13 protein-coding genes and 1 pseudogene are annotated in these 15,303 nt (G+C 58.5%); 8 read left to right on the forward strand and 6 right to left on the reverse strand.

The window, feature by feature from the left end:
• Positions 1–234: 234 nt before the first annotated feature.
• From NDB2M4_RS14645 to NDB2M4_RS20505, 5 genes and pseudogenes are all read left to right on the forward strand, one after another.
• Positions 235–1,419 carry a hypothetical protein gene (locus tag NDB2M4_RS14645; RefSeq protein ID WP_244536191.1) on the forward strand — a complete coding sequence of 395 codons (1,185 nt, stop codon included), beginning with the start codon at positions 235–237 and terminating at the stop codon, positions 1,417–1,419.
• A 167-nt stretch (positions 1,420–1,586) separates the two neighbouring features.
• Positions 1,587–5,330: an SIR2 family protein gene (locus NDB2M4_RS14650; RefSeq protein WP_072376403.1), complete on the forward strand. Its 3,744-nt coding sequence runs from the start codon at positions 1,587–1,589 to the stop codon at positions 5,328–5,330.
• Between the two features lie 704 nt (positions 5,331–6,034).
• Positions 6,035–6,727, forward strand: coding sequence for a response regulator (locus NDB2M4_RS14655; protein WP_072376405.1), 693 nt, complete (start codon positions 6,035–6,037; stop codon positions 6,725–6,727).
• Positions 6,724–7,896 carry an ATP-binding protein gene (locus NDB2M4_RS14660; protein WP_072376407.1) on the forward strand — a complete coding sequence of 391 codons (1,173 nt, stop codon included), beginning with the start codon at positions 6,724–6,726 and terminating at the stop codon, positions 7,894–7,896. The genes NDB2M4_RS14655 and NDB2M4_RS14660 overlap by 4 nt, the downstream gene beginning before the upstream one ends.
• Before the next feature lie 159 nt (positions 7,897–8,055).
• Positions 8,056–8,164, forward strand: a pseudogene (locus NDB2M4_RS20505) (IS5/IS1182 family transposase); the annotation flags it as partial.
• Positions 8,165–8,209: 45 nt separating this feature from the next.
• Here the strand turns inward: NDB2M4_RS20505 and NDB2M4_RS14665 are convergent.
• Positions 8,210–8,764, reverse strand: a complete 555-nt coding sequence (locus NDB2M4_RS14665; protein WP_072376409.1) for an N-acetyltransferase — start codon at positions 8,762–8,764, stop codon at positions 8,210–8,212.
• Positions 8,765–9,036: 272 nt separating this feature from the next.
• On the opposite strand from NDB2M4_RS14665, the gene NDB2M4_RS14670 reads away from it, so the two are divergent.
• The 3 genes from NDB2M4_RS14670 (at position 9,037) to NDB2M4_RS14680 (ending at position 11,514) form a co-directional block, all read left to right on the forward strand.
• On the forward strand, positions 9,037–10,023 hold the full coding sequence (locus tag NDB2M4_RS14670) for a DUF6600 domain-containing protein (protein WP_139247311.1): 987 nt from the start codon (positions 9,037–9,039) through the stop codon (positions 10,021–10,023).
• A 135-nt stretch (positions 10,024–10,158) separates the two neighbouring features.
• Positions 10,159–10,869: a Crp/Fnr family transcriptional regulator gene (locus NDB2M4_RS14675; RefSeq protein ID WP_171988112.1), complete on the forward strand. Its 711-nt coding sequence runs from the start codon at positions 10,159–10,161 to the stop codon at positions 10,867–10,869.
• Between the two features lie 141 nt (positions 10,870–11,010).
• Positions 11,011–11,514 carry a nuclear transport factor 2 family protein gene (locus NDB2M4_RS14680; RefSeq protein WP_072376415.1) on the forward strand — a complete coding sequence of 168 codons (504 nt, stop codon included), beginning with the start codon at positions 11,011–11,013 and terminating at the stop codon, positions 11,512–11,514.
• Between the two features lie 60 nt (positions 11,515–11,574).
• Here NDB2M4_RS14680 and NDB2M4_RS14685 read toward each other — a convergent pair whose 3' ends face one another.
• Genes NDB2M4_RS14685 through NDB2M4_RS14705 form a run of 5 tightly spaced genes read right to left on the reverse strand, consistent with a single transcriptional unit; the run spans position 11,575 to position 15,298 of the window.
• Positions 11,575–11,991: an EamA family transporter gene (locus NDB2M4_RS14685; protein ID WP_072376417.1), complete on the reverse strand. Its 417-nt coding sequence runs from the start codon at positions 11,989–11,991 to the stop codon at positions 11,575–11,577.
• Complete coding sequence (locus NDB2M4_RS14690) at positions 11,988–13,169, reverse strand: GNAT family N-acetyltransferase (RefSeq protein ID WP_171988113.1); 1,182 nt, start codon at positions 13,167–13,169, stop codon at positions 11,988–11,990. Before NDB2M4_RS14690 ends, NDB2M4_RS14685 begins: the two co-directional genes overlap by 4 nt.
• Entirely contained in the window at positions 13,129–13,974 is an 846-nt protein-coding gene (locus NDB2M4_RS14695; protein WP_072376419.1) for an alpha/beta hydrolase, read from the reverse strand. Before NDB2M4_RS14695 ends, NDB2M4_RS14690 begins: the two co-directional genes overlap by 41 nt.
• Positions 13,974–14,348 carry an EamA family transporter gene (locus NDB2M4_RS14700; protein ID WP_072376421.1) on the reverse strand — a complete coding sequence of 125 codons (375 nt, stop codon included), beginning with the start codon at positions 14,346–14,348 and terminating at the stop codon, positions 13,974–13,976. The genes NDB2M4_RS14695 and NDB2M4_RS14700 overlap by 1 nt, the downstream gene beginning before the upstream one ends.
• On the reverse strand, positions 14,342–15,298 hold the full coding sequence (locus NDB2M4_RS14705; protein WP_072376422.1) for an arginase family protein: 957 nt from the start codon (positions 15,296–15,298) through the stop codon (positions 14,342–14,344). Before NDB2M4_RS14705 ends, NDB2M4_RS14700 begins: the two co-directional genes overlap by 7 nt.
• Between the last annotated feature and the right edge of the window lie 5 nt (positions 15,299–15,303).

Raw genomic sequence — 15,303 nt, forward strand, 5'->3', positions numbered from 1 at the left:
TGATCATCCCCCGCTCGCCCTCGTGCCGACGCACGCACCAAGGGCAATGTTCTCAGCACAGGGGGTAGGGTCAAAATTGCGCGCCGATTACCCCCAGCAAGGGGTCAAAATTGCATGCCGGTTCACACGCATAATCCTGCGCACCGAAGCTAGATCCGTTGGCCGCACCAAGAAGCCAATCCTCGTTGGCCGCAGGCGTATTGTGGCGGATAGTTCACTCATGCAAAGTTTGTTTTGCTTCAATACGCCCTAGACGTCACTTTGGGGCGTGATTATTGCGCGGGGCAATTCAAATTGATCAGGACCTTTCTTCACACGTTCGAGCCGGCGGCGGATAGTCCAGTTACCGGCGCGAGAGTCGACCTCGACGTTACTGAAATCGAAGATGCCGGTATCCGTGAGGTGTTACAAACACCTGGCGCGGCGTACGGCACGTGGTCAATCTTGGATGCTCTGTTGGCACCAACTGGTTCGGGCACCCCATTTGTCTTTAGGAAGCCGCTCGGCCACGCTCGCGAAGTTAAGGTCGCATTGTCTGGCTTGCTGGGGCGCTTCGTCGCTCGGGCCTATCTCGAGCGGTATTTCAATCTCTCCATCTTCGCTCATCTGAACAGTCGGACCGTCGATCTTGATCGTAGTCGACGGATCAAGATCGTACCTCTTTCACGCGGGGACCTTCCCGATTGGATTGCCTGCGCTGCAGACCTGTCCGCGCTGACGGTGGCCGAAGCGAAGGGCTGCCATGATACTGGAGGGCCATCGAAGGCGTTGGGACGTGGGTGGGCGCAGGCTAAACGGATCAACATAGTAGCCCAAGGCCGCAAGGTCACCGTCAAGCGAGTCGCGATCGCGACACGCTGGGGAACGACCACCGAAGCGCCCAAAGATGCCCATATCTCTGTTCGAGATCCTGTCGATGAAGGCGAACCGATAGATTTGCATGAAGAGGACGCTCTATTCATTGGGCTATTACGTCTGCACATTGCAAACTTGATCGCTCCGCTTGGCCATGCCGCGCTCGCTGAATCGATTCGCCATCTCACGCATCAGCCGCATCAGGGCCGGCTCTCAGACGACAGAGGAAACGCCCGGACTCTGTTGAATGCTTCACCTGTAAACGAGGTGGAGAATGCGACCGCCATGGACGGGCTGATCGGCGGTATCGTTACGCGCGCAGGGCCGATCCTTAATGCGAGGGTTGCCCCCGCGGATCAGGAAGCGCTCGCTCGCATCGACCTCAGACCAGTCTTCGTTGGAGTGGAGCGCGATCTTATACGCGCCGCCATCGATGCAGAGCCGCAGGTCGTACGCGATCGCCTTGCTAGGACGGTGATTACAGATACGTTCACGCGACCTGATCGTGCGGGCGGCTGGATCGTGTCGCTCGGTGAGGAGCGCCGCATAAGGGATGCCACATGAATTCATGAGAGCTACAATTGGATGTTGCCGCAGGGGGCGACGAGGAGTGCGAGCAAACAGCTCCATGTGACGTTGCGGTCTGAACGTTCACTCGCTGGTCGATCCAATGTGCGGCTTATCGCAATCCCACCATCATCCATGCGCGCCACCAGCAGGACTACTATTCGATGAGGTTTTTTGCGGACGGCCCGGATATTCCGCTTGAGCTGTTGGATGCTCGCGACAAGGGCGATGTGGTGTTCTTATGCGGAGCAGGTGTTTCTGTTCCCGCTGGAATGCCAAGCTTCGTGCAGCTGGCTAAAATGGTTGCCGATGAACTTGGCGCCGATGATATCTCAGCGTCGATGCCGCTGGATCAGCTATTTGGTGACCTTCAGAAAAGCTATGGGATTGCTAGGGTCGAGCGTCTTGTTACCAAATTTTTGAGGACCCGCCGGAAGGCGGATTTGCGAAAACATCAGACGATACTTCGTCTGTCTAGCGACATGCAGGGTAATCCACGTCTTGTCACAACGAACTTTGATCTTTTGTTCGAGGCCGCAGGCAAGCGGCTAAAGACTTTCGTGCCACCCTACCTACCTGATCTGGACTATGCGCAGAAGCTGGAGGGGCTAGTCTATCTTCACGGCAGGCTTGATGGCTCGGCGCGACCGGCAGAAAGCCTAAGAGGCCTCGTGCTGGGCATTGCCGACATGGGGCGCGCCTATTTGGCTGATGGCTGGGCGACCCGGTTCATGAACCAGCTCATCTCCCGTTACACCGTTGTCCTTCTCGGTTACTCGGCCAACGACGTCCCTATTCGCTATCTGCTGGAAGGCTTGAACGCTCGGGGATCAAAGGCGAGGTTGTTCGCATTCTCGGAAGGTCAGGCCGGAGAAACGCAGCAGAAGTGGTGGGATCGCGGCGTGATGGCAATCCCCTACAGCTCCGGAGACAACGAGCACTCGGCTCTTTGGCGAACGCTGACTGCCTGGGCGAGACGGGCTGAAAGCATCGACAGATGGCATGCTGATACAATAGAGCTCGCAAGAGTTGGGCCACGCAATCTCGAGCCGCATGAGCGAGGCCGAGTGGCCTCGATGGCTTTGACTGTAACGGGTGCGTCTGCTCTTGCTGATGCGAACCCTCCAATCCCTGCCGAGTGGTTGTGCGTGTTTGATAGCCTCATTCGCTATGGTCGAGTTCAGAACGGCTGGCGTGATAGGCAAGAAGACTTCGATCCACTCGCCATTTATCGATTAGATGGAGATCCTGCTCGCCCTGAAGGAACTAACGGGCGCGAGCAGGTAATTGGCATCAACGTCCTGGAACCGCAGAGTCATGACGACCACCGTGCAAACTTCACCCGATTGGCTGGCCGAATAGCGCGCAGAGCCGAGCCACTTCCCGCTCGACTGCATCACCTCGGAAGGTGGATAGCTGCCAGCGCAGGCGATCCAGTTTCAATCTGGTGGGCATCGCATCATCACCAGCTGCATCCTGCCATTGAGGATCTGATCAACTGGCGCTTGCGCCAGCAGCAGGACATCGACGCAACCGTCCGCCAAAGCTGGCGCCTTTATTTCGAAGCTTCTCAACACGACGCGCATCCTGAGCACCGTGATTTCTACGATCTTCTCGGCGTCATCAAACAGGATGGATGGAGAGGCTCAACCCTCAGGCAACTGCGCAAAGTAATGGAGCCCTACCTGAAGGTCACACCAACAAGATTTCACCCGGGACCGCCGATCGGCGAGCAAGAGCTTCGGTTGGGAAGGATAATGAATGCTGATGTGGAGTTCGTTCATCGGTCAGAACAACTCAGCTTGCCCGCTGAGCGGCTGTCATGGTTTGTTGCCTGCCTCCGAGATTGCCTGCTTCACGCAGCGAGCATCAAAAAAGACCTTGAGGTTGACACTCACTCTCGCACGCCGACACTTCATCACGAAGACAAGCCCGGCACCGTGCATCTCGATGATGAGGATTCGTTTTTCCTGTGGTTCGCAGAGCTTTTCGAGAAGCTCGTCAGCGAAAATCCGGCAGCTGCGCATCGAGAGCTGAGCCAGTGGCCGATCGACGAGCCGTCGTACTTCGCAAAGTTGAGTGTTTGGGCCTGGATGTTTCCGTCGGCAATGCCTGCAACGGAGGCCGCCGAGGCTATCGCAGGTCTTTCTGACGTTGTGTTCTGGCGCGAAAACCATCAGCGCGAGCTTCTATGGACCATTCGAGCGAGGTGGCCCGAGTTCACCGATCCCGAAAGAGCTACTATCGAGGCTCGGACAGTTTCCGGCCCCCACAAGTGGGCCAACGAGGAGGAAGACGAGTACCGCGTGCGCAAAGCGAGATGGGCTGCCGTTCGTATCGGATGGCTAATCCACAATGGATTGACCATTAGCAAGATTACGGAAGATGCTGTTGCCCTGCTGCGGGGGAGTGATCCTGAGTGGCGACCTTCATGGGATGAGCACGCAGATCAAAGTCATGATAGTCGTAGTGGCTGGGTGAAGCTGGACACCGACGCAACAAGTCTGATGGACGCGCCGTTGAACGATGTAGTAGCGCGCATCGATGCCATAGAGCGCCGCCCTGCTGGGGGCTTTGTCGAGCGAAACCCGTTTCTTGGCCTTTATAAAACCCGTCCTGCGCGTGCTCTTGCCGTGCTCACCCTCGAGTCCAGGAAAGGGAACTATCCGGAACGCCTTTGGCGCACGATCTTCTCGGATGACATGCCCGATCGACAGCGCTACCGGTGGCTTGTCGCCCGGAGGCTGGCCAACCTCCCCAAGGAGACCATTGTTTCTCTGGCTCATTCAGCTTGCCGGTGGCTGCAAAATCGAATGCCTGAATTCTATCAGAGGAGACCGGACGAGGCGCTCGCCGTGTGGGACACGGTTTTCGCCTCACTGGTCGCTGCAGGCAACGAAGCCACTTCCAGCGCTATGGGCGACCTGTCGACGGGCGGCGTCAAACAGCGCCGCTCCCGCCGGACCTTCGGCCATGCCATAAACGGCCCTGTCGGGGAGCTTACCGAGGCACTAATTCAAACTCTGGTTCAGACGAAGCCCGCTAAACCGTCAAGCATACCAAGAGCGCTGCGCGATCGGATTAATGCAACCCTTCAGGCCCCCGGAGAGGGTGCCGACCACGCGGCATCCATGATCTTCATTCACCTGAAGTGGCTCTTCTGGCTTGATCCGAATTGGACGAAGTCTTCGCTGTTGCCGATGCTCAAACACAGCCATCGGCTTTCCGAACCAGCGTGGAACGGCTTTCTGTATGACAACAGGCTGCCGCAGGCAAATCTGTTTAACTTGATCAAAGCCGACTATCTTGAGGCATTTGCAGTGTCCGAGACTTGGCGATGGGAGGATCAGGCTGCGGCTAGACTCAGTCAATTCCTCGTGGTTGCGACCGCGGGCACCGGGAAGAAGATACTGACCTCTGCGGAGGGTCGGGACGCATTGCGCGCAGCAAATGATGATCTGCGTACCGCAGCGGTCCGTCAGCTCGGCGCCATGATCAAAGGAGCCGCCGATTGGCATGCGCGTGGCACGACCTTCGTGGAAAAGGTCTGGCCCCAAGAGGTTCGTTTTCAAACTTCGGCGACGTCGTTGGCGTTCGCAGACATCGCAATGGATACCGAAGCGGCGTTTCCCGATGCAGTCAAGCGGATATCAGCCTACCTCCAGCCAGTCGAGCAGCTCGATTCTGTCATCTTCCAACTAACTCACGTTGATGAGAAGCGGTCGAAATCGTTGGCTCAACGCTACCCCATGGATTCGGTAAGGCTTGTCGACCTGCTAACGCCGGATAAGGCGAGATATGTGCCGTATAATCTCCGCGAGTTCCTCCAGAGCACATCCGAGCTCGAACCAGACCTCCGACACTCGCAATCGTGGAGGCGCTTGAACGAACTGTCGACGACGAGTTGATGCCAAGATACCTATCGCAGGGATCGCGGGCTGCGACCTCTACTGAAGTGCATGTCCGCTTTGCGTGGTGGTGCTGACCTACGCCCTGACCTGGCTTAGGGGCAGGTTCGACGAGCTGGTGATGTCCGAAAACTCGGCATAGCCGAAGAGCGGCAAAGACCGCTTTGCCGAGAAGGCGGTCTCGGAGTGAGCAACTTGGAAGTCACAGGACGGGTGCCGGTGCTCTTCTATCCGGCAGCGAACGAGTGTCGTACGCAGTTTCGGAGCAGGACACACTGCCAGCTCATCTAGAATGCAGAGGAGCGTTGATCAGATCGGCGCCGAGCGCATGCCGACGTCGCTATCGCCGCTAATCGTCGCGGTCCAACTCAGCCCCCCGCCAATGAGGTTGAGACCTAGACTGGCTGGGAGGCACCCCTGACTTGGCGAGCGGTCGCGAACGTGGGCATCCGCGAGGCGGTTAGAAAGCACGGCTCCGCTTTCGTTGAACGCTGCTGGCCTCTAGCCGTTCGATTCATGGTTACTTGGCACGGGGGCAATTGGACGTCGCGTAGCGCGTTGGGCGCCATGCGTCCCGAAGAGCAGTTGCCGGCTCAGCGACGCGACACTACAGAGGCCCGACAAAGTCTCGACGCAGTCTCCGCAAATAGGTCGGACAACTTCAACTTCGGTAGGGACCGCGCCGGTCCCACGCGGGAAATACCATGAACGCTCTTGCGCTGATCGCCGAGGATGACGCGGAGGTCGCCGGCATCCTCGAAGCCTATCTCATACGCGAAGGTCTACGCACGGTCCGCGCTACCGATGGGCTTACCGCGATAGAGCATCACGACCGCCTGAAGCCTGATATTGTCTTGCTCGACGTCAAGATGCCCAGAGCCGACGGTTATCAGGTTCTCGCCACCATACGGCAGCGCGGGGAGACGCCAGTTATCATGGTTACGGCGCTCGATGAGGACCTCGACAAGCTTCAAGCCTTGCGCATCGGTGCGGACGATTACGTGGTAAAGCCCTTCAATCCACTCGAGGTGGTAGCCCGGGTTAAAGCAGTGCTTCGGCGTGCTCATGGGCAAAAGTTACCAACGACGATCCGAGTTGGTCAGCTTGAGGTCGATGAGATTTCTCACGTCGCTTTTGTCAACGTTGCGGAGCGCGGGCGAGTGCGACTTGATCTGACGCTCACGGAATTTCGCATCCTTTCTCACATGGCCAGGGCACCCTCGCGCGTGTTCAGCCGCGCAGAGTTGATCGATGCCTGCTTCCCAGAGAGCGACGCGCTTGAGCGAACAGTCGACAGCCATGCGAGTAACTTGCGGCGCAAGTTCGATGCGGCTGGAGCTACGGGCTTTTTCGCGGGCGTGCGCGGCGTCGGCTATCGGTTGACGGAGCTGCCATGAGATCGCCAACGGGGCTCAACCGTCAGCTCGTCATTTGGATGGCGGCGGTCACTGGCCTTGCGCTCGCAGTGATGATCGTTGGCATCACCTTATTCTACGCGCTCGTCATCTACTTCGATCCAAAGTTGTTGATGGGAGATACCCCTCTGCCTCCTGAGGGAATGAGCTGGGCTGACCTCTGGCCGGGGCCGCTCGAATGGGCGGCATTCTTTGTGCTTTGGCTGTTGGGCATGGCTGGAGCGATTGCTGCCGCAGTGCGCTTCTCGCGTCGTCTGATCCGGCCGCTCGAGGCTGTCGGGACGGCCGCACGTCACATCGCGCGCGGGGACTTGTCGGCCCGCGCCACACCTGATGGCGCTATGTTTGACGAGACGCGTCAGCTTGTTGACGACTTCAATGGAATGGCCAGCCAGTTGAGGCAGTCGGAAGCTGAGATGCGCGCGTGGAACGTGGCTATCGCACACGAGCTGAGAACTCCCCTGACAATTCTACGCGGTCGTCTCCAAGGGGTCGTCGATGGAGTATTCGCACCGGACGCGGCATCAATCCGCGGCTTGATTGCCCAGGTTGAAAGCCTCACACGCATCGTCGATGACCTTAAGGTTTTCACGCTCGCTCAAAGTGGTCGACTTGAACTTCGGCTCGAAGCCGTCGACCTCGCAGAGGAGGCCGCAAAGGTGGTCTCCATTGTCGGCCCGGAACTCAAGGACGCAGGCATCGAGCTTGTGTCCGACTTGGGCAGCGTACAGGTTAGAGCAGATGGCGCGCGGGTGAGGCAGGCGCTTCTCGCTATTCTCGAAAATGCCCGGCGGTATGCAGCTCCGGGTGTCCTCCGAGTCGAAACGCGCGCAACTCTCGAAAATGGGATTCTGCGGGTTTGCGATAGCGGCCCCGGCTTGCCGCCTGGGGCGGAAAGCCGGGCCTTTGAGCCCTTCTGGCGCGCGGATGAATCGCGCTCACGCGCAGGCGGCGGCAGTGGCTTGGGACTTGCTATCGTGCAGGCAATCGCACAGGCGCACGGCGGAACTGCGCTGGCGCGCGCAGCGAGACCTAATGGTGCAATCTTCGAGGTCCATCTGCCACGGGCAGTAGCAAAACAAGAGCGGTCCGGCGGCCAGCTCATGGGCAGGCCCGTGCCGATAGAGCGATTGGAAAACAACTCCGTTTGATGCGGCGCATCAGCCGACTGCGATTGTTTCCCTGATAAGTCTCTGGCGCCGCTACCCAGGTGTGGTCAGTGCCGCGGACCTACCGATCCGCGCTTATGACCCGGACTCAATCGGGTGCTTGCGCCTCCAGCGTGATCACGCTGGAGATCGCTAGCTGTGTTCTGCCGCCTCAACGATTTCCGGCGCGTGGCAAACCCGCCATGACCAGACCGCGGCGAACTTCACATCCGCCGTGTCGCTCGCCACCATCATAGCGTTCTGGCGTTGATCGAGCCCAGTCCATCAGACGAGCTTTGGGTGGTCAGCGGTCGCGCTAGGCGGGGTCGAAGCATACATTAGGCGGCCTCATGACCTTCTCGAACTGAAAGGCTTCACCATCTCCGGGTAGGTCGCCCGGACCTGCCGGTTGGTGCGGGTCGGAATGGTGCCGGTTGAAGAACTCTACGATCTTAAAGCCGCACTTGTTTACGTAGAAGTGGATGTTTCGCTTCTCGAAGTATGGAGTATGCGTCTGCCACCTGACCGTCTCGGGATAGCGTCGCTCGATTGCCAACCAGGCTTTCAGGCCCAGCCCGCGACCATGCTCTCCGACCTTGATGAAGAACAGATCGAGCGAGTTGTGATTTGTGTTCACGTCGAGGGTTACGACGGCACCGCCAACCTTTCGACCGTCTGATAGGATGCGCAGAACCACCGCTCCAGGTGCTGTGATGGCTGCATTTAGGTCTTGGTCGGATGGGATCGGCCCGTCCGGCAGAGTTCCAAACTCGTCGACCACGGCCACCGCAAATGCTTCTTGCAGTTCCTTCTTGAAGGTCGCGATATCACTTGGATGGGCGTCTGCGAGGGTAACTATTTCGCTCGTCATGCCGAGGCGTTACCGTGCGCTTAGGCCGAAAATTGGGCAGCGCTTGTGCGCCACGGTCGATGGCGCCACACGCCAAACTGATCGAGTCCGGATCCCAGCCCAACGGTACGACCAGTAGCGATACGACGGGTCATTGTGCCCGACAGGTCCCGGACCGTTCCTCTACGGGTTCTCCATAAACGCCGGCTACCCATACGGGCTTAAGACGGCTGCACGAACGTCGATGCCCCAACCATTGGAGCGGCGGGAGGCGGATCTAGGGGAGTGTCAAAATGCGCTCGATGCTGTTGGCAACCTTCTTTGGAGCCATCGCCTGGACGGCGGGAGATTTCCTCACGTGGCCGCCGTCGCTGTCTGTATCTTCCATGGCTGCTAACGGGGAAAAGCGCAGAGACCAGTTTCGATACTTCTTCAATGAACTGAAGCCGCATGGTCAATGGCGTCGCCACGCCCGGTACGGCTGGACCTGGACGCCGCGCGTGTCTCGTCGCTGGCGCCCCTATACGGTAGGGAGGTGGGTCCATACCTCCCAATATGGTTGGGTCTGGGATTCGAACGAGCAGTTCGGAGCGATCGTCTATCACTACGGTTGGTGGGACCGCGACCTGAACGGCTATTGGTTCTGGGTGCCTGGGTATACTTGGGCACCCGCATGGGTGGTGTGGAAGTCGGGCGCCACACACATCGGTTGGGCGCCGTTTCCGCCGGCGCGCGTCTGGGGCAAGACCTGGCGCGTCGCTCTGAGCACCACTTGGCAATCAGAGTATGACCCGGCCCCGCATGAATGGTGTTTCGTCGAAACGCAGGCGATTGCCTCACCCTCCCTTTTGCAAGCCGTTTTGCCGGTCGAGCAGAACACAACTTACGTGGAAGAATCCGCAACCATTCAAGCGGTCAGCATCGTCAACCGGACTATTGTCAATCGCGGCATCGATACAGCCGATCTCGAACGCGACCATGGTGTCAAAGTCGGCGATGCAGACACCAACCCTTCTTCGGCCCTGGCGGGGCAAGATCTCATAATTATGCAACCGTTCGGTGGAGAAGCGCAGCCGCCTGATGCCGTTGTTATCGCCAGCCCTGATGACGCAATCCCTGCCAGAGATATTGATGCAGCCAACGCTGCGGAAGCGGCAGCGGCGCAGGGGAGTGCTCGGCCGCTGAGTCGCCAGTCTTTGGACGACGACGTGCAGCATGACCATGCCTCGCACCGTGGCGAGGGAGATGCTGCGGTTCCAACAGGCAACGGATCCAGGTGAATCGGCGTGCCGTGACGCCAAGCTTCAGAATTGAAGTTCTGATCGAACAGGATCGGAAGCAGCTTCTGGTCCGCAACTTAATGTATGCGGCAGCGATGGCCGGCCTGCCGGGCATCAGCCCGGAGTCAGCGCTGGATGAGATCTTCGGAGGATGCGATGTGGAGCTTCTGGGCAAGCGACAATCAGAAGACGGGATTCGTCGACAACTTGCAGCTCTGGGCCATTGAGGCGGGCCATCCCAATCACGCCGAAGGCGCCCGAGATGTCCGGCAGGGAGAGTATATTGCGCATTCCGGGGAGCCGGCCCAGTCGCGCTTCTACATCATCGCCGGCGTTCTGGGCATTGAACAGCCAGACCTGCGAGGACGGGTCACGCTGATAGATACACTCGAGAAGGGGGAAGTCGCCGGTTTCTCGATGGTCGACAAGATGAAGTATTCCATCCGCGCTGTGACCTCGGCCCGTGTATTTGCATGCTCGGCGAAGACCGTATCGCTCGGGTCGGCACGGCGAACGTTCGATGGCAATCGGGCAGCCCCCGACGCGACCGCAAGTGCTGTCGACAGGCTTGCGATGGCGGTGCTCCGCCGCAATGTGGACCCATCAATCCGAGTTGCCTCCTACCTTCTCTCCCGCTTCAACCGCAGCGAGCCCCAGTCGAACGGCAGAGAAATCCTCAATCTCGGCAAGGCAGTGCACCATTTGCAAGACCTTGTCGGAACGACCGACGATGTTCTGCGGCGGTCACTGGCTGGTCTCGCTCAACAGCAGATCATCGCATTCATGTCGGCGGGCCGGCTCCACCTCCTGAACCGCGAGAAGCTGGAGCACTTTGCCCTCGGTTAAGTCGCTTTGAACACGGATAGGCCGGCCGACTGATTGCGACCGGCACACGCAGCCAGCGGAACTGGGCCGCGCAATGCACCGACACGCCGCTGCCGACGATCTCTGTGTTGTCTCAAGAGGGCGTAGACTGGAGACGAGTGAATGGTCAGCGAAGAAATTGCGTCGGTACGCCAAGTGACCAACCGTCTGTTTTCGGCACTGCATCGCCGCGACCCGTCGGCCATAGCGGCTTGCTACGATCGGGCCGGCGTCTTCACTACGCCGATATTGTGCGATGTGCCCGCGCAGCACCTGGAACGCCTTTGGACGCTATTTTTTTCAAGAACTCAGGACAGCATACTGACATACAGGATCGTCGATGCTGGTCTGGTGAGCGCGCGTGTGGAAGGGCGCGTCAGCTACGTGCTGCTCGCTTCCGGCAGGCAAGTATCGTGTCCCTTCGATTCGCTGCTGCATGTTCGCGATCGCCTGATCCAACATCACGTGGATAGCTTTGACCCTTGGGGGTGGGCCCAGATGGCGTATGGCACTAAGGGCTTGATGCTGGGCTGGTCAAATACATGGCAACGGCGGCTATCCAAGGATTTGCGCACTTCACTCTCTTTGCCGAAAGGCTCGCACCATGATGACGGCTCGCTTGCATGAGCCGTTGGCTTCGTTGCTAAAGGCATAACTGCGAAACGGCTGATCGCCTTGTCGGCTGCGCTAGCTCGATGCGGCCGCTGGGGGCGATTTGGGCGGGGTCTCCTCGTCCTGGGCGACCAGATAGATTCCCACCCCAATTGTTGCCATGCCGACAATTTGAAGAGCGCTCACAGGCTCGTTCAGAACGACGACACTCAACACCAAGACAAGCACAAAGCAGAGGCTTGAAACTGGCACTGCAAAGCTAAGATCATGGCGGCGCAACAGCGCAATCCACACGAGGAAACCTGCAACATCGCACACAAGTGACGCGATGAACCAACCGTCACTCACAGCGCGCACAAGCCAATCCGACTCCCAGCTGATCTCACCGATCTGATTGGCGGCGAGCTTGAGCGAGATCTGCGCCGCGCTCTCGATGGCGATGAGAGCCGCCCAGATCCACAGTTGCTGCACACAACTACGAAAGCTGATCATCTGGCAGTTGGCCTATCCGCATCTTTCCTTTCGAGCGGCGGCTCGACAGCAAGCAATGGGGCAGCCAGGCGCAGAAACCAATTCACGGCGATGTTGCTGTGTCGAAAAAACAGCCAGTTGCGCTGCAGCTTGCAGCCCAGTCTGAGCTTCGCCTCATACGCTGCTTGTCCACTCAGGTAGAACCTCAGCCCCCGCTGAAGACAGAGATCGATGTTTGTAAACCAGCTGATAAAATAGAGGTTGAGATCGCGACCGGGGTCGGAACGCATGACAAAGAACTTGTCGAGGAGCGTATCTTCATTCACCAATAGTAGATTAGCCCCGATCAGCTGCCGCCCGCTGTAGTACAGCACGACGAGCGCCGCATCGCCCAAACCGGCTTTCAGGTTCTCAAAATAGTCACCGCTTAGGGTTTCGAATTGCCAGTCGCTTCGTGCTCGCGTCTCGCTGTACATTTCCATCAGCTCAACAAGAACATCGTCAAGCCGATCGGCGAACTCCACGCGAACTTCGTTACGCCGCCGCAGTTTCCGCCGCATGTCCTTGCGCGTGGCGTGACTAAGACGGGACAAATATTCCTCAGTACTGTCAAAATCTACGGCCACGTACGCCGTAGGTAGACTGGCAACTGGAGTATACCGGTGGCGAAGAAGAATGCCGCCGTACCGATCATAGTCTACCTGAGAAATGTCCTTGATACCGAGAAGCGAAATGCCATGCTTGGCCGCATGTTCCGACCACGCGTTGAGCATCACCTCTAACAGCGAGTTGCACTGCTCGGCGCTAAAATCTTGATCGAAGCCAAAGTCGCAGGTTTCCGTTTCCGGAGAACCAAGGCACGAAAGCCGCAGCCTCAATCCCCCCGGGATCCAGTGACGTAGCGCACTCAGAACCGCAGCTACAGTGCCCTGAGCGGTCGTCGCCAAGTCGTACTTGGTAAAAAACACCGGGGCCGCAGCAACAACGGTGCAACCCTGCTCGACCGCAAACCAGCCAAAAGAGAATCCGTCGATTCCGGCCTTCTCGATCGCTCGGTAATAATCGTATCCTTCGACGCAGCCCGCATAGCAACGCTCCCACGATGCCCGGTCGAGTTCGTCGATCGAGTGAACGAAGCGACAGGACGCGTTGATTGCGTCAAATGTGCTCTGCGAAGAACGCGCGCGTTCGTTCTGCAACGGCTGGGTATTCCTGGTCAACATGGATCATATGGTAGCTGTTGTGGAGCCATTCGATCTGGCAAGGACCGCCTATATTCTTGGCGATGTAGTCGGGATTGTTCGGACCGCCGACATCGTCATCGCGGGCATGGATGAGAAGCGTCGGTGTCGTCGTCTGCGGCAGTATCTGTCTGATAACTTTGAACAGACGGAGATTCTGCCACAGGGTATCGACAGGAAAGGCCGGCAGCGTCCCTCTAATCCCCGTCTCGCTCGAATTGAGCAGGCGTCGAATGCGCTCCGACTTTATTCCAAACGGCGGGCGCTCCTTCAGACTTATGAACCGGCTGATGCCCAAAGCCACAGCGACCGGAACGCTGATATGCCCCAAGCGGTAGTAGTAGGGCGTGTTCCAGCCGTCGTAGTTCAGAACCGGCGAGTAAACGGCGACGGCGTGGACAAGCGGCGTTGTGTAGGCTAGGCGCAGTCCCAGCAAGCCCCCGACGCACACACCGGCGACATAGAGTCGATCGGTACGTTCGCCGAGCCATAGTGCGCTTTCGCAAACGCTTTCGAACCAATCCTCCCACCGAGTGGTACGCAACGTAGCAATGTCGACGCCATGCCCCGCGAGCAGCGGCGCGTAGACCGTATAGCCGGCGCGATTGAGCCGCTTGGCGACGTGCTTCATTTCCAGCGGCGAACCTGTGATTCCGTGAACCAAGAGGACTCCGAGCCCATTGGTCCCCGGCCTGAATATCGCTAGGTCGTCCGCCCGTCCGGCATCGACGCCAAGAGGGCGTGTCGCTTGCGGTTTTCGCATTAGCCGATCCCCGTCGATCCGATCATCGCGGCACCTGCCGTGACAAAACCCGCGCCCACCCACCGCCGTGTGCTGATGGTCTCACCCAGGAATAGCCAGCCCGCGAGCGGAGTCGCGGCGTAGGTTATGCTCATGAGCGGAAACGCGATGTTCAATGGGAGTTGTGTGAGGACAGCTGTCCAGATGATGACCTCAACGGCCCAACAGAGAAACCCGCATGCGGTCCACCCGTATCGGGCATGGACAATTTTGGAGTGCGGCAACACAGGGATCAGCGACAAAGAGTGTTCGGCTTCACCGCCGACCGCGATCTTGAAGCAGAGCTCTCGCGCAACATCAAACGTAATGGAGACAATGATCAGCAAGACTAGCATAGCAGCGTATCGAGCACTGACAGCAGCTTGACGTTTGTTGCTTGGTTAGCGGCGGCCGCCGCGACTCCCGTCACGCGCGTGAATGGTTGATCAAGCAGGAGTTCACTTTGCTTCAAGGCGCGGGTGATCCAAGGACCTTCGAGTTCGGCAGGGGAGTAGTCGCCGACTATGTCGACACCTATGACGCTCTGCGTTGTCAGAAGTCCTTCGAGCCATCCGATAAGGCTGTCGAGACCGAGCTGGCCCTGATCCCAATTCGTTACCGCGGCTGCTTCGCTCAGTACATCCTTGTCGATCGAAACATAAATGGCGTCGCTCCCGATCAGCGCCCCCAACGTGGCCAGCTTCTCGGGTCTTGGCACGCCGTCGCAATGCGTCCAGACTACCCGATGCCCATCCATGCAATGTGCGGCCCCCGAGGCCAAGTTGCGCCACACCCAGGTCGCTGGAGGATCGACCGGAAACACGATGAGTTTGCCACTAGCAACGTGGTCTAGCGCGGCCCCCTTAAGTTCAGGCCATGCCAAGTCGCCGCTCGATACGCCGATGCTTATGACGCGCGAAACCAATCCGCTCTCGAGAACGTAATGGACCCATGATCCGCAGTGGATCCCTCTGCGATACCTCACCCAATCTGGATGGTTGTCAAAGTGCACAATGGTGATCGGCGCATCTCGACGCTCTGCGAGTAGGGAAATGATGACGGCCGTAACATGATGGAAATCACCGGAGCCATACCACGTAACCACGGGATCGTTGGTGTCGAGACCCACCATGACACCGCGCAGCTGGTCGCGCATTTTCTCGATCTGAGATGTCGTCGCCCAGAGCCGCACCTGACGCCCGTCGCTTTGCATATTGATCTGCTTGGCGTCGGCCCTCCCGCACAGATCTATGAAAGACGGCTGCTCAAGCAGCGCATTGTCCAAATGGAGAAGATTGAGTTGCATCGCCA

The sequence above is a fragment of the Hyphomicrobium sp. NDB2Meth4 genome (assembly GCF_900117445.1).
GTDB lineage: Bacteria > Pseudomonadota > Alphaproteobacteria > Rhizobiales > Hyphomicrobiaceae > Hyphomicrobium_A.

Coding starts and splice junctions, on each gene's coding strand:
- NDB2M4_RS14675 (WP_171988112.1), top strand. CDS start 10,159: ATGAGATCTTCGGAGGATGCGATGTGGAGCTTCTGGGCAAGCGACAAT.
- NDB2M4_RS14650 (WP_072376403.1), top strand. CDS start 1,587: ATGAGGTTTTTTGCGGACGGCCCGGATATTCCGCTTGAGCTGTTGGAT.
- NDB2M4_RS14670 (WP_139247311.1), top strand. CDS start 9,037: ATGCGCTCGATGCTGTTGGCAACCTTCTTTGGAGCCATCGCCTGGACG.
- NDB2M4_RS14680 (WP_072376415.1), top strand. CDS start 11,011: ATGGTCAGCGAAGAAATTGCGTCGGTACGCCAAGTGACCAACCGTCTG.
- NDB2M4_RS14655 (WP_072376405.1), top strand. CDS start 6,035: ATGAACGCTCTTGCGCTGATCGCCGAGGATGACGCGGAGGTCGCCGGC.
- NDB2M4_RS14685 (WP_072376417.1), bottom strand. CDS start 11,991: ATGATCAGCTTTCGTAGTTGTGTGCAGCAACTGTGGATCTGGGCGGCT.
- NDB2M4_RS14695 (WP_072376419.1), bottom strand. CDS start 13,974: ATGCGAAAACCGCAAGCGACACGCCCTCTTGGCGTCGATGCCGGACGG.
- NDB2M4_RS14665 (WP_072376409.1), bottom strand. CDS start 8,764: ATGACGAGCGAAATAGTTACCCTCGCAGACGCCCATCCAAGTGATATC.
- NDB2M4_RS14660 (WP_072376407.1), top strand. CDS start 6,724: ATGAGATCGCCAACGGGGCTCAACCGTCAGCTCGTCATTTGGATGGCG.
- NDB2M4_RS14700 (WP_072376421.1), bottom strand. CDS start 14,348: ATGCTAGTCTTGCTGATCATTGTCTCCATTACGTTTGATGTTGCGCGA.
- NDB2M4_RS14705 (WP_072376422.1), bottom strand. CDS start 15,298: ATGCAACTCAATCTTCTCCATTTGGACAATGCGCTGCTTGAGCAGCCG.